This is a genomic window from Flavobacterium sp. HJJ (assembly GCF_015351475.1).
Taxonomy (GTDB): domain Bacteria; phylum Bacteroidota; class Bacteroidia; order Flavobacteriales; family Flavobacteriaceae; genus Flavobacterium; species Flavobacterium marginilacus.
The window spans coordinates 34043-53308 of sequence record NZ_JADKPR010000010.1; the positions used below are offsets into that span (position 1 = coordinate 34043).

Here is a 19266-nt window from a genome sequence, read left to right on the forward strand (position 1 = left end):
TGTTACAAATATACATCTTATTAAGGTATTTTAACTTTTTTTACACTGTATTATGACAAAATTATCTTTTTATTAATCATTTATAAAAAATCAAACACATGAAACAATGTTTTTACGAAATCGATATAGTATTAATAATAATTATAAAGATACACTCATTTTTTAAAATTTTATTTTATTTTTATAATTTAATAAATCCTATCTTGCGGTTTTATTATCTTTGCTCAGTCACTAAAACACCACGGACTTATGACTCAACTAAAGAAAATTGCATTACTATTATTAATTGGTTTACCATTTAATTCTTTTTCGCAAGCAGGAATAAGCCATGAGTTAGGAGTAATAGCTGGACGAATTGAGTTTCGCTCCGATTACGGGTTGCGTAACGATACCGAAACCAATTTAAATAATATGGGGTTTGGAATTACATTTGTTGACTATATGAGTTTCTCCTATACTGACTTTGTAAATGATTATTTTGCAGAACATTTCAAAGTGAGAAATGAACTTTCCTACAGTAAAACCGATTTAAAGCATTACGGAAAATGGGTTGAAAAAAACACTATCGGATCGAAACAGCTAAAAGCAATGCGGGGTTCGACTCAAGTGGTTAATTTAGGTTTCCAGCTTGAATACAGCTTCATTCACATTCATGATTTTGAGAGAACAATAGGGAGTTTTGCTCCATATATCGCTATAGGGCCACAAATAGGCTATTATACCGCAACAGCTACTTCTGAATTAGGAGAACTTGGAAATACAGCTACCACTAATCCAAAATATTTAGTCCCTTCAGACGGACACCCGTATGGGTTTTCTAACGAAAGTAAAATGGTTTTTTCCGGAGTCCTAAATATTGGAACCCGCTATAAACTGACTCCAATGTCTGATCTTGTATTTGATATGAGGGCTCAATATTTTAATTCGGATTGGGTTGACGGTCTTAATCCTAATGCTGAATTATTTAAAGAAAATAAAAATAATGATTGGCTCACTTTTATAGGTGTGGGGTATATCTTTTACCTTGACAATTAGTAATAAAAACATATTCAAAAAAATCCCAACTCTTAATTTTAGTTGGGATTTTTTAGTTTTATGCTAATGCCTGATTTAAATCGGATATTAAATCTTCGGCATCTTCTATACCTACGCTCAGTCGAACCAAGTCATCAGTAATTCCAACTTCTTTTCTTTTTTCTTCAGGAATAGAAGCATGAGTCATTAAAGCCGGATGATTGGCCAATGATTCTACACCGCCTAGAGATTCTGCCAACGTAAACACTTTTAGTTTTTCCAAAAACTGTATTGCATCTTCTTTTTTGCCAGATACAAATGTGAAAGAAACCATTCCGCCAAAACCGCTCATTTGCTTTTTGGCAATTTCGTGGTATGGATGATCTGGCAGTCCTGGATAATAAACTGTTTTTATTTTAGGATGATTATTCAAAAACTCAACTACTTTGGCTCCATTTTCACAATGTCTCTGTACTCTTAAATGCAGGGTTTTAATTCCTCTAAGCACCAAGAAACTGTCCATTGGCCCCAAAGTAGCTCCGGTAGCAAACTGCTGAAAATGCAGCTGATTCCCTAAGTCTTCGTCTTTTACGATTAAGGCACCTGCAATCACATCTGAATGCCCGCCCAAATACTTAGTAGCTGAGTGCATAACGATATCTGCCCCCAAGTCTAAAGGTTTTTGCAGATAAGGTGTTGCAAAAGTATTATCGACTGCAAAAAGAATATTGTTGGCTTTAGTTATTTTGGCTATTTCTTCAATATCAGCCAATTTCATTAATGGGTTTGTTGGTGTTTCCACCCAGACCATTTTGGTGTTTTCATTAATCAGGGACTTGAAATTATCCAAATCGTTCATATCGACAAAATGAAATTTAATTCCAGAATCCTTGTAAATTCGGGTAAACATACGATAAGTCCCGCCGTATAAATCGTCCATCGCGATGATTTCGTCCCCTGCTTTAAAGGATCGTAAAATACAGTCAGTAGCCGCAAGTCCTGATGAAAATGCTAATCCGCGGGTTCCGTTTTCGATACTCGCCAAAGCATCTTCCAAAGCTGTTCTCGTTGGGTTTGCCGCACGGCTGTATTCATAATCCGGATTTAAAGGTTTTCCGGGACTTGTCTGTACAAAAGTAGAAGTTTGATAAACGGGAGGCATTACTGCTCCAGTGCTTGGATCGTGATGCTGGCCTCCGTGGATGACTTTGGTATTAAATTTCATCGTTTTATTTTTTTCTGCTGTTCAGCTTTTTAATTATTGGTGACAAAAAACCAGCCACAGATTACAAATACATACTCTTTTTAATCTGTGGCAAGAAAATTTAGTACACTTATTTTATTCTTTCAAAAGTTTACACAAACTTTCTAATGCTCATCATAATTCCGATGTGCAGTCCTTCATGGAAATTGTTGAATTCAATTGCCCCTACTGCGCTTTTCAAAATATATCCTGTAGATGTTGGGTATTCCTGATAATTTACAAAAATTCCATTGTTGTAATCTGTTTCTAATTTATGAAGCGTATCAAATAATAATTCTTTTATTTCATCTGCTTCTGCTTGTGTAACATCTTGTTCTGGTTTGGTCCCTTTTCTATATTTCTCTACCATTGCATCCGAAACCATCATCGGCAGTCCTGATAATTTATAAACTAATAATTGCTGTGTCACTACAATATGACCTATATTCCAGATTAAGTTATTAGAAAATCCATCAGGAATTTTATTCAGCTGTTCTAACGTATAGTTTTCAAAATAAGAATTCAGCATTCTTCTTCCTGTTCTGGCAACTTCAAATGTATCTTGCATAGTTTTATTTTTTGCATAAAATTAAACATTTTAAAATCAAATGTTTTCCTTTGCATTTAGAAAACAGAAAAAATAATGAACAAAATATACTATCTCGCTTCGTGCGACACTTGCCGAAAAATTATAAAATCACTGCCTGAAGGACATAATCTGGCTTTTCACGATATTAAGCAAAACCCAATAACTGCTGAAGAACTGGAGGAAATGCACAAACTTTCGGGAAGTTATGAAGCTCTGTTCAGCAGAAAGGCACAGTTATACAAATCGATGGATTTGAAGAACAAATCCCTTTCTGAGGACGATTATAAAAAATACATTCTGGAGCATTATACGTTTCTGAGCCGTCCGGTTTTTATCATTGACGAGAAAATATACATTGGTAATTCTCAGCAGAATATTCATCAGGTGATGAAAGTATTGGGGTAATATGCTTTTTTGGTCTTTTATGGAGACCTAACAGGTTTTAAAAACCTGTTAGGTCTGAGATGCCTACAAAAAATACAAATGTTTCTCTTTAGCCCCGATTACTTCACTATACTTTTATTTCTATAGGAGTTCAGTGAACTTCGTTTGCAGTAAAAATCCTTATAAGCCGGGGTTCGGCTTATAAGATTGTAACGAAAAGCGGGACCAATGCCTGCTAAAAATGCCTAATCTTTCTGCTCCAGAAAAAGAATCAATTCTATCTTTTTGATAAATTAATGAAAAATTATCTGCGTTGTGACGCACTGATTACTAAAAACGGAGCACTGACCACTTTTTTCTTATCTTTGAACACTTTTAGAAAAATATATGATACAATCGATGACTGGCTTTGGTAAAGCGACTTTGCAGTTACCAACCAAAAAAATTACGGTAGAAGTAAAATCCCTGAACAGCAAAGGTTTGGATTTGAGTGTGCGAATGCCTTCACTGTACCGCGAAATGGAACTAGGTTTACGCAACCAAATCGCCCTGAAACTGGAGAGAGGGAAAGTGGATTTTTCGATTTTTATCGAAAGTACCGCCGAACAGACTTCGACCAAAGTCAACGTGCCTATCGTAAAGGCTTATATCAGCCAATTGAGAGAAGTCTATGCCGATGCCGATGAAACCGAATTGATGAAAATGGCCGTGCGCATGCCGGACACGATGAAAATTGAACGTGAGGAAATCGACGAAAATGATTGGGCTCAAATCCAAACCGCAATCGAAGAAGCTTTACAAAATATCTTAAATTTCCGTAGAGACGAAGGTTTGTCTTTGGAAAATGAATTCCAATTGAGAATTGCGAACATTCGTCAATATATGAATGAGGCTTTGGAACTTGATCCGGAGCGTGTTCAGGCGATAAAAGACCGTCTGCAGACTGCCATTTCTGAATTGAAAGTCAATGTTGACGAGAATCGTTTTGAACAGGAATTGATCTATTATCTCGAAAAATTAGACATTACTGAAGAAAAAGTCCGGTTGACGAATCACTTGGATTATTTCCTTGAAACCATCAACGGAACAGAAGCCAACGGTAGAAAACTGGGTTTCATAACACAGGAAATGGGTCGCGAAATCAACACTATGGGTTCAAAATCTAATCACGCACAGATGCAGAAATTGGTCGTTCAGATGAAAGATGAACTGGAGAAAATTAAGGAGCAGGTGCTGAATGTACTTTAGTTAAAACCTTTTTGAAATGAAAAAAAATATTTTACTGTTCTTTTTTCTAACAACACTAACTTGTTTTTCACAACAAAAAAACATTTCAATTGAAAGTTTCAGAACAAATGACAGAATTTTTTACGGTTCAATTGATGGCAAATATGATATCACTATTTATTTAAAAGTAGAAAAATTTTCAGAAGATCATTTATATGTATATTCTGTTAAAGGCTGGTATTATTATGATAAAGTAAAGAAAAACATCCCGTTGGTTGGTGTTTTTAATCCAATGACAGGATTGACCTTATTTAATACTAATGATAAATCTTTTGAAAAAAAAATATTGGATTTTGATTTTTCAGGAGTTGTCTGGGATAAATTGGATAAAATTGAAACTTTCAAAAATTATAATGAGAAACTTTTTATCTCAAATAATCCAAAAGAAAACATATGGTCAAATAATACTAAAAATTTACAATTAACTATTAATAATGAACTAAAAGACATATATGTTTTTGAAGATTTCAAATTTTTAAAAATTGGTAATTCAAAAATCAACCTTTCCAATTATCATTTAGATTATAAAGATTTAGAAATAGTTTCAAAAAAAATATCGGCTTCTGAGATAAGATTGTTATTAAAATATGAACAATACGGCAATCCAAATATCCAAGGTATGTGTGGAGGAGCAATGGATTACGGTTATGTAATCTTAGTGATTAACAATAAAAATGAATTGATTCAATTTGAAGAAATAGAAACAGATAATTGTCGAGCATTTATTCATTCAGAAGATTTACAAGAAAGCAATAAAAAAATACTCAAATATAAAATTACAGATTCAAATGATGATAAAGAAAGCAGTAAAATTATCACGATTGATACTGAATCTATAAGACTTATAAAATAGTACAACAATGAAAAAAGGAAAATTAATCGTATTCTCGGCTCCATCAGGATCTGGGAAAACCACCATAGTTAGACATTTATTAAAACAGGAAGATTTGAATCTGGAATTTTCCATTTCGGCTGCCACACGCGAAGCACGCGGTGAAGAAGTAAGCGGAAAGGATTATTACTTCATGTCCCTTGAAGAATTTAAAAACCATATCCGCGCGGAAGATTTTGTTGAATGGGAAGAAGTGTATCGCGATAATTTTTACGGTACGCTAAAAAGCGAAGTGGAACGCATTTGGGCTTTAGGCAAAAACGTGATTTTTGATATTGATGTGGCCGGCGGTTTGCGTATCAAACATAAATTTCCAGAGGAAACTTTGGCTGTTTTTGTAAAACCTCCAAGTGTTGATGAACTTAAAAGAAGACTAAAAGAACGCTCCACCGAAAGCGAAGACAAAATCAATATGCGAATTGCAAAGGCTTCGGTAGAATTGGCAACTGCTCCCCAATTTGACGTAATTATCAAAAATTATGATTTGGCAGTAGCCCTTGAAGAAGCACATCAATTGGTAAAGGATTTTGTGAAAAAATAATTATTACACAAAGGTTCACAAAGAAAACGCAGAGATACACAAAAAGTCTTTGCGAATCTTTGCGAAAAAACTCTGTGAAATTCTGCGAAACTACATGAAAATCGGACTTTATTTCGGAACGTTTAATCCCATCCATGTTGGGCATCTCATCATTGCCAATCACATGGCAGAACATTCCGATTTGGATCAGGTTTGGATGGTTGTTACACCGCACAATCCACTCAAAAAGAAAAGCAGTTTGCTCGATGATCACCATCGTTTGCAGATGGTTTATCTGGCCACCGAAGATTTTCCTAAAATAAAACCTTCGGATATTGAGTTCAAATTACCACAACCGAATTATACGGTAAATACATTGGTTCATTTAGAAGAGAAATATCCTAATCACGAGTTTTCCCTAATCATGGGTGAAGACAATTTGAAGTCATTTCACAAATGGAAAAATTATGAAGCGATTTTGGAACATCACAACATTTATGTTTATCCCCGCATTTCGTCTGAGGCTGAAAATTTAGAACTAAAAAATCATCCTAAAATCCATTTGATTGATGCTCCTGTTGTGGAAATATCTTCGACTTCTATCAGAGAGAATGTCAAAAAAGGAAAAAATGTACAGCCTTTATTACCTAATAAAGTTTGGGAATATATTGATCACAATAATTTTTATAAAAAGTAAAAAAGCCCAAATGAGTTGATCACTTAGGCTATTAGTTTTTATAACGTTAGTTGCGGTACATTCTTTTTGACTTGATCTCGAATTTCAGATAAACTTAAATCAATTAAAAGTTTTCCGTCTCTAAAAACTTCTTTCAATTCTCCTTTTTGCTCTTCTTCCCAAGACACTTCATCTTTTAAAATATATCTGCCATCAGCCAATTCAATTTTCATTAATCCTTTGGCTGATTTTTTGGTACCGTCATCTGTAATTGGATCTTTAAAAATAGCTCTTCCCTCACCGTTTACTTCTCCGTACGTAGCTTTCATCGCAAATCCAAAAGTATCTCTTGTATTGTATTGATAAGTAAATGAACCTATTCCAAGCACTATATTGGTAGATGCAAAACCTTTTGCTTTCAATCGTTCACAAATGGCTGTTGCTCTAGCCACGGTAATACTGTCTCCATAAATAGCTCCTATTTGAGGAACTAATTCTTTGAACCCTTTTTCATTTATTGTACCGCCAAAAACATCCCAAAGCAATTCGATTACCCCTTTCCTTTCCTGCTCGGTTTTGCCATTTGGGTTACCACAGATAATATCAACCGGATCACCGCTGTCTGGACGAACGACTACTTTTCCTGCTCTGGAAACTATTTGATTTTTTAATCGAGGCAGATAATCAGTAAGTACTTTCCATAAATCCCAAGTATCAGAAACGATAGAAACTATTCCTTTTGGATACACCTCGCAGATTAATCTTTCGAAAGTTTCGTATTCTCCTTCAGTTGTACCCATACACATTACAGAATGCTCGGTTGCTGCAACAGAGCCTGCTATTAATTCAGTATCTGAATTGGCATTGTAATATTCTTCTAAAAAATCAATTGCCGGAATCGTATCAGTTCCTGTAAAACTCAATAAATGTCCAGCTGCTGATGTTACTGCAGCCTCGATACAGCCCATGCCGCGCATCGAGAAATCGTGGCCCTGCCAATCAACAAATTCGGGCATTGAAGAAGTTTCTTTGGCATATTTGTCCAATACTTTTCTATATTGTTTTGCAATAGTAGCCGAATTACAAGGCAGCCAGATTACTGCGGAAAGCAGTGTTTCGAAATAATTGGTCAGCCAAAAAAACTCAGGAATTGTATTGTACATTGTGAACATAGGCACACGGACAGGCACGCTGGCACCTTCTGGCAAAGCCTTAAAAACCATAGGAATATATCCCAAATCATGCAAATCCTCTATATGTTTTGTGCCTACTTGGTTTTCACCCAAATAATTATTGATTCTGCGGGCATATTTTTTCACAACTGCCTCTTTTGGCTGTTTGAAAAAATGTTGATCAAAATCTTGGATAATATATCTTTTAAGGAAATACTGCAATCCAAAAAATACAACTTCGTCAATGCCTTCAATCCTTGATTTTCTAGGAGTCCAATTAGAATATACTAATGTAGTTCCGTCTGGGTATTGTCTTTTGTGGTCAACTTTGTAACCATCTGTTAATAATAATGGGTTCATAATTTTATTTGTTAGTTAAATTTTGTAACAACTCTTCTAAATTTTCATACTGTTGAATATTGTATTTTTCGCATACAATATCAATATTACCCTTTCTCCAAAAATCCTTTTCTACTACTACTTTCATTTTTTTTGACTGAGCATAAAGTCCGAATTCTAATAATGATATTGGAGATTTTGTATTATTTGCAAAAAACATAATAATGATATCTACTTTTTCTAGTGCGTTTAATTCCCAATCTACCTGCTCCTTAAATTGAGGATTTGTAATCGACTGTTCCCAATCTGAATTCCATTTTTCTCTTCTTGGGTTAAACACAATATATTGAGTGCTCAAAACCTCTTCACATTTTTTTTGCCAATCAATAGCTTTATCCATTTCTATAGATCCCGCTAGAAAAATAGTTTGGGTATCCTGACTTATATTGTCGATTGTTTCTGGAGCTCTATATATTTTTTTCATTTTATGTACTGGTTTAATAGATTACTAACTTCTATAAATTCAAACCTCAAAATCAATATATTCTGCAGGAACTTCATCAATTAACCAAACATTATTTTCGGATAAATAAAACTTAAATCCGTTTTCGAACATTTTTTTGGCTTCTACTTTCAAAATAATTGGCTTTCCTCTTCTACTGCCCACTTTTACAGCAGTCTCTTTATCTTTACTCAAGTGAACATATTGCCTGCTCATCTTTTGCAAGCCCTTTTCTTTTATTAAATCAATAAATTTTTCGACTGTTCCGTGATACAAAAAATCATTCGGCTCGTACTCTTTTAAATTTAATTCAACATCTATCGAATGACCTTGATTGGCTCTTATTTTTGTTAAATCCTCATTGAACGTAAATCGCTTTTTGTCATTGGTTTCTACAACTTCCTCTAATAGTTCAAAATCAAATTCTTTTCCAAATTGATGGCATTTTTCAATTAATTCATCAACATCTGCCCAGCCGTTTTTGTCTAATTTTAATCCGATAGTTTCAGGCGAATGTCTAAGCACTAGACTCAAAAATTTGCTGACGCTTTTTGCTATTTTTTCATTCATCTTTTTCTATTTAAGTCTTAATTTTTTATTCAATTTTTCATCTTCAAAAAGAAAAGGTTTTTCAGCTGGAATCAGCAGATTGTCCAATTCTTTATTCTGAACAAATTTATATTGCTCTTTTACAAAATTTGAAATATCCTCAATTAATAAAATATCTTCTTTGGAATAAGATCTTGTAAATTCGTCTCGCAAACCAATCTGAATTGCTCTTCTTTCTAATTTTTCTCCGTACGGGCTATGATCCGGATCCCATTGTAATCGTACTGAAGAGGATTTTACTTGTGACTGCCATTCTTCATAACTCACTTCAAATTCTATTGCATAAGAAGAATAAACAGCATTTTGAAGATATTTTTCGAATGCTTCTCTTTTTAGATGGATTGCCAAAACGACTTCCTGCCCTTCTTTTGTACCCCAGCCGTTTCGATACATAATCCATAAAAAATTGGGCTTAATCCAAGTCATTCGGTCAAGACTGAAAGCACCTCCAAAAAACTGATTTTTTACGGCAAATTCGCCTATTTCTTTTCGGTATGACTGATATACTATTATTTTTTCATCGTCGTACTGAGCCATTATATGATAACCAGATTTCGGCCACTCTTTTAATTGCTCGCTATATTTTTTTAATTCTATTTTCATTTTATTACAACACAATAACGTGATTGCATTTTGTTCTTTAATTAATTTTTGGTGGCTTAAAAATCATAAACCACGACTTTTATATCTTGATTAGATAACATTTTAAGAATAATTGGTTCTATCATTTCCCATTTTCCGCCAGCTAAACCACATCCAATTCTTGGCATATGAACTGATGCATTGTTTGTTTTTGCAAAATCAGAGACTGCTTTTAATCCTTCTTCAATAGCATGATATCGAATTGGAGCTTCGCCGTTTTCATCTTTATTGATTTTATGCTGTCCTAATTAAATTAGTTATCCATAAATTTTCTTCAACCTGAACAAACTGTACTTTTCCTAATTCAAAATCATTTTTAGATTTGAACCATTCACGATATTGCTTTTCTGGTTCTTTCCATCTTTTCGAAATAGCCATAACAAATCCTTTACCCCATCCGCCAATATCATTACAAACGTGAACAATTATCTTATTATCTATTCCTTCTGGAGATGTTGCATCGCCTTTTATATATTGAATATCTTTCATCTTTTATTAATTTTATTTCAATTCATCCCTAACTTCCATCAAAGCAAAACCCAAAAGATTTAATCCTCTCCATTTTTCTGGATTATTAATGTTTTTATGATCTGTTGCCATACCAATTCCCCAAATGGAATCTACCGGACTGGCTTCGACCAAAATTCTTTCTTTGGTATTGATTAGGAATTCTTTTAAATCTGGATTTTGATTGAACTTATTGAAATTGCCCTGTTTTACTATTTCAAATCTGTTCTTTAGCCAAAGGGAATCTACATAATTCCTTACTTCTCTTCCTAATTTTTTGGCTTCCGCCGGAGAATTTGCCTGAATTATTTTTTCTAAAACTTCTTGATCATTAAACAGTTCTGCTTTCTTAGCCATCATCCAATGCTCTGCAGTTTTATAAGTTATGCCTTCTACCACAAATGGACTAATCCACCATTGACTAAAACAGGTTTTCGTAATGGTTCCATCTTTTGACGGCTGATGTCCCCAAAAGAAAACATATTTATTTTCACTATTTTGAGCCACCAATTTTTCCAAACTGTATTTCATATCAATTGACTTAATCCTATGACTTCAACACTTTCTCCTTCAAAATCTTTGAATGAATTGGTAGTAAATATTTTTTCGAAACAATCCAAAACTTCTAATCCTTTATTGAAAATTCCGTGGCTTACAGCCAAATACAGCTTACCGGCATTCTTGTTTTTCAGCTCTTCGGCTAGTCCAACAAATGTTCCGCCTCCATCACAAATATCATCTACAATCAAACAGTCTGCGCCCTGCAAATCGTCATTATACACTTTAAAGCCTGACAATCTTCCTGTTTTTACATCACGGCTTTTACTGCATTCTACCACTTCAACTCCGCCAAGGAATTCTGAAACTTTGTAAATCTTCTTTAAAGCACCACCGTCGGGAGAAATTAATTTAACGCCGTTACCTGTTGCTTTTACAACTGCTTCAATAAAAGTATGATTCGGAATCACTTCACAATTGTTTACCAATGCCGGAGTAACTTCTGAATGCGCATCAAAAACAAACACTTTATCGAATTGCATTCCGTTGATAATATCAGCATACACTTTTACAGATAATGGCTCTCCTTTTATCATAACCCTGTCCTGTCTTGCGGCAGGAAAATAAGGAATAAAAAGTTCCGTGTCTTTCACACCCATCCTGCGCAACGCGTCAACGGCAATGCACAATAATCCCAAATCATTGAATGAATTTAGTCTGTGGGTAATAGTGACTTTTTGCGTCACGTCAAAATTTGGTTCTATTTTGATGTGAGGTTCACCACCTGAAAAAGTAAAATTCTGAAAACTGATTACTGACTCCGTAGTAAATGGTTTGAAATTTGAATCTAAATTGAGTATCATAATTTTTTTATTTTGCGTTAATTATACGCAAATATAAATATTAAATTTAAACTTACAAATTGTTTTGTGTAAAAATTACGCAAAATATATTTTTAATCCTTAAAATATTCCTTTGCAAGCTTCTGAGCAATCAGTTTTCGCTTTTCTTTTATAGCATCATCTTCGGTTTCAAATGCTTTAACCATCCGCTGTCCCTTGGTTCCTATTCGGCCATATTGAACAATTACATTATTATTTTCCGTAGCTATTTCCCAAAACTTATTACTGCCATTCGAAGTGTTGATGTATCTTTCAAAATCAGTATTTACACCTGATTCGGGCTGAATTTCTTCTTCGGCATCAACAATATCTTCTGTTTCGGCAGAGCTTTGCTCAAATTCAACTTCATCAAAAAATAATTCACTATTAAGCGAAGCTCCAATCATTTTCAAAACTCTTGGCCTATTTTCTATCCAATCTTTCGAATAAACTTGACAGATAGTCCAGCCATTTGCCTTCAAAATTTCAGGCCTCAAAAGATATTGTTCCAAAATATCATTGTTCGAATAATGTAATTCATCATCAACCATAATTCCCAGAACAAATTCTTCGTCATCAGCCGATTTTTTGATACCCAAATGACATTTAAATTTACTCTGACCTATATTTCTCGTTACGAAATAGCCCATTTTTTCAATTTCGTCCAGTAACTGATCTGCTATTTGGCTTGAAACTTGAATACTGTTTTTACTGTTGATTGAATTCAGAACATTATTCGCCGATTCCAATTGCCCCAAACTAACCAATTCAGCGTACTGAAGGTATTTTCTAAAATAATTGGCTCCCTCGTTGTATTCATTTTTAATGTCAAAATATTTTATGGAACTCACGACACACATACTTTTCTTGGCCCTAGAAAAAATAACGTTCAATCGTTTTTCTCCTCCCCGTTTGTTAATCGGACCAAAATTCATCAGCATTTTTCCCCGCGGATTGTAGCCATAGCAGGTACTCATAATGATAATGTCCCGTTCATCTCCCTGAACATTTTCAAGATTTTTCACAAAAAGTCCAACAAATTGATTGTTTTCAATACGTTTGTATTCTTCTTCAATCAAGTTTTCAAAAACCTTGTCTCCAATACAAATTGCTTCGATAGCAGTTTCGATTTCATTTTGCTGTTCCATCGAAAAAGCCACAATTCCAATGCTTTGCTCCTTGTTTTGCATCAGAAGTTCCCGAACCATATTGGCAATATATTGTGCTTCTTTTACATTCGACCTCGCATTATATACTCCATTTTCGATATAATGGTATGAAATTGGTTTCGAAAACAATTGTTCCAAATTGTCCTTAGCCTCAATTACATCAGCAACAATTATAGGTTTAGCTGACTTTCCATGATCTTTCAAATCAGGAATCGTCAATAATTTACTGTCATAAAAAGAAGCATTCGAGAAACCAATTAAGGCTTCGTGTTTGCTTCGATAATGCCAGCCCAGCATAATCGACGGGAATTTTCGTGCGCCCTGCGTCAGGAAACTATCAGCATCAAGTGAAAATGAATCGTTATCCTCTTCCGTTGCGTCTGCCCATAAATCATCCTGATTGCCTGAAGAACTTCCAAAGAAATTACTCGGAGGCATCTGCATTTCGTCCCCAACAATTATTGTTTGCTTGGCTCTGTAAATAGGCACAAGTCCTTCCTCAAGCGTAATTTGGCTCGCTTCGTCAAAAATCACGACATCAAAATAGTTTTCATCAACCGGTAATGTATCCGAAACACTCAAAGGACTCATCAGCCAGACGGGTTTTATTTCTCGGACAATCTGCCCCGAATCTGAAGATGCCAATTCGCGGATAGATTTAAATCGGATGCTTTTACTAAATTCATTTTCAAGAATTTTTCGCCCTTCTGTTATCGATTTTTTTCTTTCTTTTTGTCCCAAAGTCATTCCAGAAACTGACATTTCAGAAGTTAAAATCAGCTCTTTTAAATTACTGATTTGCTTTGCAATGATATATTTACCATTCAGTTCCAATAAATCAACATGCATTTTTTTGATTTTCTGAATCGATGCGTGCAGCAAATCCATGTTGTACCGCTTGTGCGTATAATGAATCGCATAATATTTCTCTAATGATCTTTCAGCCAAAGTAATTTTCAAATGATCGAGCGGGATTTTCTTTCCTTTTAATAATTGAATTATGGAAGGATTTATATCCTGAATTTCCTCAAAAAAAGAAGCATACAAATCAAAATAGGCTTTCTTTTTATTAATTTCTATAATTTCATTTTCAATAGCTGACAAACTTAAATTCTCATAATTTTCGATACTGTCGCATAAAGAAGAATTTACTTTTAGAAACAAATTTTTGATTACAGCAACTTCTTTTCGTTCTGACTCATTAAGGTTTTTTACAAAATCTAAAATTGTAGAATCCAGTTCTTTTCTTAACGTTTCGGTATGGTATTTTAATTCGAATAAATCACCAAGACTATACTTGCTTTCGAAGTCACTTTTTAGGGAATTAAATTTTTCCTCCAGTTCAAATTGGGTGCTATAATTTTCTAAAACGGCAGATAAACTAGGCTTCACTGCATGTTTATTGATGTCATAAACGGCAAGAATTTCTTTTCTTGTTTTTTTATAATCAGAATTTATAAAATTAAAAAAGCTGTTTTCATTTTTTCTGATGATTTCCAAAGCAGTTTTGGCCTCGGTTTCAGATACCGTTTTTATCCAATGCGGATATTGCTGAGCTAGCTTCTCTATTTCATTTCTTAACTTCAATAAAGTCTGAACATCATTTTCAAGCGATCTGAACAGCGTACTGTTCGGTTCCAATAATTCAGAAACATTAGCATCAAAATATATAAAACAGGACATTGCTTTTCGGAGAAATTTATGAATCTCAAAAAAAGTATCAATGTTTGTTGGAATCGAAACAAAATCCAATTGTTCTGAAATATTTTCTACTATTTCCTGACTGTTTTCCAAATCCTTTTTTAAATCGGATACATGCTGAAATTTACGAAACACATCCATCTTTAAAAAACGGAAAGGATGCACTGAAAAAAACTCAGATTGGTTCGTTTCCTGATTGATGGCGTATAATTTTTCTAGTGACTCATACTTCTTTTCCCAATCCTGCAAACCTGCATTATCGTCCAAAATATTCAGATTCTCCAATAAAGCTTTATGGGAATTAGAAATCAGGACATCAAAAACCGATTGGATCGTAAGCTCATTTTCAGAATCAATTCTTGCATTCATAAAATCATGAAAGCCTGAAATTTTATTGATTTCTTCGTCAATTTTCTGAACTAAAGTATTTCGGTTATTTTCTATGGACTGAAAACTATTTTTCGAGGCTGTAAACTCGTAAAAAGTCTTTTTCAAATCAAAAATAAACTCCTTTTTATCGGCTTGTGAATCGTGAATCAAACTGCATAAATCGTCAAGTCCCTGATTTTTTAGACGATAAAAAACTACATCCAGGGCCGCACGTTTCTCGCAGACAAAGAGTACTTTTTTGCCATTGGCAACATAATTGGCGATCAAATTGGCAATGGTCTGCGATTTCCCTGTTCCAGGAGGCCCTTGAATAATATAGCTTTCGCCCGTTTCCGAATATTTTACCGCATTGTTTTGTGTGGGATCGCTCGCAACAACGTTAAACGTTTTTGTAAAACTGTTGCTTGATTCCAATTCGTTCTTAAAATCTTTTTGTGCCAATGAATTGAACAGGCTTTTGAAAACATTGCTTTCGACATCATTTTCAATAACCTGATTGTAATCACGGACCAATGACATTTTTTTATAATTAAAATTTCCCAGGATCAAATTACATGTGTCGAATTCCCAGCGAAAAGGATTTGTTTCTCCATTGTCGAGCTGATAAAATTCTCTCTCAATGGTTTTATTTTGATTAAAAAACTGCGGATTGCTTTTGATATCACTGTTTATCAAATATTCCAAAGACGAGGCCTGTGTAAAAACATAATTTCTGAACAGCTCCAAACCATACGGCTGAAAATTTTCCTGCTGATAAGAATAACTCAGACTTCGCTGATCCTGAATTGCCTCTCTTTTTTTGGAACGTTTATTAAACTGCGTCAGAATCTGTCTGGCCTGCGAATGAATCAGTTTAATTTTGGGTTTGTCGATATAATCAAGAACAATTCCCGAATTATTGTCCTCTACCTGCAGTCGCAGTAATTCATAAACTTCCTCTATTTTGGTTTCAGAAAGCTGTATTCGTTCCGGCAGACGAATGTCATATAACTCTTTTAGCATGTTAGCCAAAACAGGATTCACTTCTACTTCCGAATCTAAAAATTCCAATGAATATTGGTCTTTCACACCTTTTTTCTTGGTCAGGATAACCGAAACCAAAAGCAAAGGCGAAACTATTTTTTCGGAACTGTTTTCTTTAATATTGAACCAATTTAAATTACATATCGCCAGCTTTAATTGACTAAAACCATATTCATTTATATCCTTATTTGCCTCCAGACGAATTTTATCCAACGTGGAAATAATGTATGGATTATCACCAATTTCCAAATACTTATTGAGCGAAATCGTGCTTGTTTTACTTATTTTTTTAGAAATTTCCGAATTCCAGTAAAAAATAGAATTAGGGTCTATATTCTGATAATTCAGCACTTGCGGAACCGACGAAACCGTAAGATTAAGGAATTTTAAATTCGGCTGAAAATACAATAATCTATTGCGTTTGCTATTGTCAAAAAGTCTATTGCGGAGTTTCTCGTGAATAAATTGGTTTTTGTTTTGCGTTTTAGCATCAACTAAATTCGACAAATCATATTCGGTTTCAGGATTATAATCCCTGTAATTTTTGAGTTTTTCGGTAATTTCGTTTACATCTTTCCAGCGTTTTTCCCTGTTTAGTTCGGTCATTCCCAAAATAATATTGGCAATGGCGGGATTAATTTTGCTGTTCAAAAAGTACATTTTCTTTCTGTAGTCAACAAACTTTTTGACATTTTCAATATCCGTAAAATCAAACCGCAGTGTGATACTCGCCAAAATCATTCCCAAAATAAAAATATCCGTCAGCGGGTCATGATGTCCAAATTCAAGCTCAAAACAACCGTAATCTTTTACGTAAATTGCTTTTTTTACATTTTCTGAATCATCGTCAGCAACACTTTTGTCATCATATTTACTGCTTATTTCTTCGCCAATTTCGACCTCATTATAAAGCTCTCCCGTAATTTCGAATGCACTGCTTTTGCTTTTAAACAATTTCGAAACAGGAGCCGAATTGTTTTTTATTTCAAATGATTTATCATCGATATTAAGATGCTCATCGTCAATATAAATCGTAGAAATATCGTGAAGGGAAGCTGCTTTCCCCTGATTATGAATGGTGGCAACCGTTTTTAACAGCGGTAGCATTATGGCAATAATATCGTCGTTGGCAAAAGTTCCTTTCTGAAAATTTTCGGTAATAAATTGATAAAAAGCCGATTCCTTTATTGGTGTAATCATCTTAGTAGGTATTTTCTTTTTCTGATTCCAAAATGCTGTTCAAAGTAGTGGTGCAGTTTTGACAGAATGATTTATATGTTTTTTCAGTAAGGTTCAGTTCTTTTTTCAAAACCGTTTTCATATTGTCCTCCAAACCCAATTGCTCCGAAATATCCAGAATATGTCCAATAAAACCATCTTTTAAATCGGCATCGCAAAGTGCAAAATCAAGCATCACATAGGCGTAATAATCTTTTAGATTTTTCCTGCTGTTTTCTATTTTCAATTTGAAATTATCATCAATAAATGCTTTGCTGTTTCGCTCAGCGTTAGAAAAATACTGTTTGTAAAGTGTGTTGCAATATTCAGATTGTGTCCATTTTGGTTTCAGGATAATAGAGAGTAATTCTTTTGTAATATCATAAACCAATGATTTAGTAAACAAGTTTAATTGATGAAGATCTGTTTTTCCCGAAATAATTTTTTCAACTCTAGTGTAAAAATTAGCATTATCCTTTTCAAAAATTTCCAAAGATTTGGCGCGAATAAAATTTTCCGGATGCGTTTCTCCGTCAGAACCTTTATCAATTCTGTCTAAAATTTCATCGGCTTGCTTTAGATAGCTTTCCGCTGAAACTTTTTCCAAACCAGCATTTAGTTTGATCAAAGTACCAATTGTGGTTTCCAAACTTCCGCTTACTTTTAAAGCTCCCAAATCGCAGAATAATTCGGTGTATAATTGATACAATCTTGCCGTTTCATAATAAAACAATTCGCTCCTTTGGTCACTCGCAATGGTATTGATGATTCTGTTTGTAATTTCGAAATCACCATTTTCCAAATTAAACAATAAAATGTGCGACAGTTCGTGAGCAAACAAAACCAGCAGTTCATTGTCATTCAGCAATTTTAAAATCGTTCCCGAAAGTATGATGTGCGCTTCTTTTTCGAAAAAAACTACTCCAGCATTATTGGCTTCAATCGTTTGTGACTGATAAATCGTAATCGGGATAAGAATTCCGAGTTTATCCTTTGCCCTGCTTAAAATTTCATACACTTTCGGTTCCGATTCGGAATCTATTCGATAAGCATTTTTTAATAGATCGGTTTTATAGGCTTCCTGCTGTTCTACTTTTACTTTTTCTTCAGAAAACCAAGACCAGGTTTTGCCTTGTTTCTTGAAATGATTTCTTAAATCGGTATGAAATGGGAATGGTTTTATCATTATATGTTATTTAGGCAAATTTTATCTCGAAGTGAAAACCCTCGCTCAATAAAGCATTGTATTTCTGTTTGTTGAATTTGAATAATTTTGCAGGTCTACCACTTTTAACTGGAGAAAATCGATCTGTTTCCTCAATAATTTCGAAGCTTAATATTTTCTTTCTAAAGTTTCTTCGATCTATTTCTTTTTCCAAAATGATGCAGTATAAATTTTCGAGTTCAGAGAACAAGAACTCTTTTGGCAGTAAATCAAATCCAATGGGTTCGTAAGTAAGTTTGGCTTTTAGGCGTTTAATTGCCTTGCCCAAAATAATTGTATGGTCAAAAGCCAAGGGAGGAATCTCATCAATTTTAAACCATTGTGCCTTTTCGGCATCCGTATCGGCTATAACTTTTAATTTTTCAGCATCCACCAACGCAAAATAAGCCACCGAAATAACCCGATTTCGAGGATCACGAAATACATCGTCACCAAAAGTAAAAAGCTGTTCAAAATAATTAACCGTAATGTTGGTTTCTTCTTTCAATTCCCTTTTTACAGCGTCCTGCAAAGATTCATCGTTTTTGACCAAACCGCCAGGCAACGCCCAATAGGATTTTTCGGTTCCAAATTTTTGCTGAATTAACAATACGTACAGTTGGTTGTTTTGGTAGCCAAAAACTATAGCATCAACAGCAACCCTGATATTCTGATTTTCACTCATATTTATAAATGCGTATGATTTACACAAATATAAAAATAGTTTTACAAATTGAACTTTATTTCGGAAATTCTTAAAGAAAATCTAATTGAATGAAACACAATTTTTATAGTTCGCTTTTTAG

General features: G+C 34.1%; 16 protein-coding genes and 2 pseudogenes. 6 read left to right on the forward strand and 12 right to left on the reverse strand.

Annotated features, from left to right (window positions below; all coding sequences use genetic code 11):
* Positions 1-249 precede the first annotated feature (249 nt).
* A complete protein-coding gene (locus tag IRZ80_RS09665; RefSeq protein WP_194641359.1) occupies positions 250-1035 on the forward strand; it encodes a THC0290_0291 family protein in 786 nt (261 codons plus the stop codon).
* A gap of 58 nt (positions 1036-1093) precedes the next feature.
* Here IRZ80_RS09665 and IRZ80_RS09670 read toward each other — a convergent pair.
* Together IRZ80_RS09670 and IRZ80_RS09675 are read right to left on the reverse strand one after the other, a co-directional pair.
* Positions 1094-2242: pseudogene (locus tag IRZ80_RS09670) on the reverse strand (cystathionine gamma-synthase); the annotation flags it as partial.
* Positions 2243-2369: 127 nt separating this feature from the next.
* Positions 2370-2825 (reverse strand): DinB family protein, encoded by a 456-nt coding sequence (locus IRZ80_RS09675; protein ID WP_194641361.1) that lies wholly within the window; start codon positions 2823-2825, stop codon positions 2370-2372.
* A 75-nt stretch (positions 2826-2900) separates the two neighbouring features.
* Between IRZ80_RS09675 and IRZ80_RS09680 the strand changes: the two genes are divergently transcribed.
* The 5 genes from IRZ80_RS09680 to nadD all read left to right on the forward strand — a co-directional run bounded on the left by IRZ80_RS09680 (position 2901) and on the right by nadD (position 6626).
* The gene (locus tag IRZ80_RS09680; protein ID WP_194641362.1) at positions 2901-3251 is read left to right on the forward strand and encodes an arsenate reductase family protein; all 351 of its coding nucleotides are present in this window, start codon (positions 2901-2903) and stop codon (positions 3249-3251) included.
* Positions 3252-3617: 366 nt separating this feature from the next.
* Positions 3618-4478, forward strand: a complete 861-nt coding sequence (locus IRZ80_RS09685; RefSeq protein ID WP_194641363.1) for a YicC/YloC family endoribonuclease — start codon at positions 3618-3620, stop codon at positions 4476-4478.
* A gap of 16 nt (positions 4479-4494) precedes the next feature.
* Positions 4495-5370 carry a hypothetical protein gene (locus tag IRZ80_RS09690; RefSeq protein WP_194641364.1) on the forward strand — a complete coding sequence of 292 codons (876 nt, stop codon included), beginning with the start codon at positions 4495-4497 and terminating at the stop codon, positions 5368-5370.
* A 7-nt stretch (positions 5371-5377) separates the two neighbouring features.
* The gene (gene gmk, locus IRZ80_RS09695) at positions 5378-5950 is read left to right on the forward strand and encodes a guanylate kinase (RefSeq protein WP_194641365.1); all 573 of its coding nucleotides are present in this window, start codon (positions 5378-5380) and stop codon (positions 5948-5950) included.
* Between the two features lie 94 nt (positions 5951-6044).
* Positions 6045-6626, forward strand: a complete 582-nt coding sequence (gene nadD / locus IRZ80_RS09700) for a nicotinate (nicotinamide) nucleotide adenylyltransferase (protein ID WP_194641366.1) — start codon at positions 6045-6047, stop codon at positions 6624-6626.
* Positions 6627-6664: 38 nt separating this feature from the next.
* On the opposite strand, the gene IRZ80_RS09705 is transcribed toward nadD, so the two are convergent.
* From IRZ80_RS09705 to IRZ80_RS09750, 10 genes and pseudogenes are all read right to left on the reverse strand, one after another.
* On the reverse strand, positions 6665-8137 hold the full coding sequence (locus IRZ80_RS09705) for a nicotinate phosphoribosyltransferase (RefSeq protein WP_194641367.1): 1473 nt from the start codon (positions 8135-8137) through the stop codon (positions 6665-6667).
* Between the two features lie 4 nt (positions 8138-8141).
* A complete protein-coding gene (locus IRZ80_RS09710) occupies positions 8142-8600 on the reverse strand; it encodes a nucleoside 2-deoxyribosyltransferase domain-containing protein (RefSeq protein ID WP_194641368.1) in 459 nt (152 codons plus the stop codon).
* 39 nt (positions 8601-8639) lie between these two features.
* Entirely contained in the window at positions 8640-9188 is a 549-nt protein-coding gene (locus tag IRZ80_RS09715; protein ID WP_194641369.1) for an RNA 2'-phosphotransferase, read from the reverse strand.
* A gap of 6 nt (positions 9189-9194) precedes the next feature.
* On the reverse strand, positions 9195-9830 hold the full coding sequence (locus IRZ80_RS09720; protein ID WP_194641370.1) for a DUF4291 domain-containing protein: 636 nt from the start codon (positions 9828-9830) through the stop codon (positions 9195-9197).
* A 56-nt stretch (positions 9831-9886) separates the two neighbouring features.
* Positions 9887-10358, reverse strand: a pseudogene (locus tag IRZ80_RS09725) (Appr-1-p processing protein).
* 12 nt (positions 10359-10370) lie between these two features.
* Positions 10371-10907: an NADAR family protein gene (locus tag IRZ80_RS09730; RefSeq protein ID WP_194641371.1), complete on the reverse strand. Its 537-nt coding sequence runs from the start codon at positions 10905-10907 to the stop codon at positions 10371-10373.
* On the reverse strand, positions 10904-11737 hold the full coding sequence (gene prs, locus IRZ80_RS09735) for a ribose-phosphate diphosphokinase (RefSeq protein WP_194641372.1): 834 nt from the start codon (positions 11735-11737) through the stop codon (positions 10904-10906). Before prs ends, IRZ80_RS09730 begins: the two co-directional genes overlap by 4 nt.
* 92 nt (positions 11738-11829) lie before the next feature.
* The gene (locus IRZ80_RS09740) at positions 11830-17238 is read right to left on the reverse strand and encodes an AAA domain-containing protein (protein ID WP_194641373.1); all 5409 of its coding nucleotides are present in this window, start codon (positions 17236-17238) and stop codon (positions 11830-11832) included.
* A gap of 1 nt (position 17239) precedes the next feature.
* Entirely contained in the window at positions 17240-18442 is a 1203-nt protein-coding gene (locus IRZ80_RS09745) for a M48 family metalloprotease (RefSeq protein ID WP_194641374.1), read from the reverse strand.
* A gap of 10 nt (positions 18443-18452) precedes the next feature.
* A complete protein-coding gene (locus tag IRZ80_RS09750) occupies positions 18453-19145 on the reverse strand; it encodes an NUDIX hydrolase (protein ID WP_194641375.1) in 693 nt (230 codons plus the stop codon).
* Positions 19146-19266: the final 121 nt, after the last annotated feature.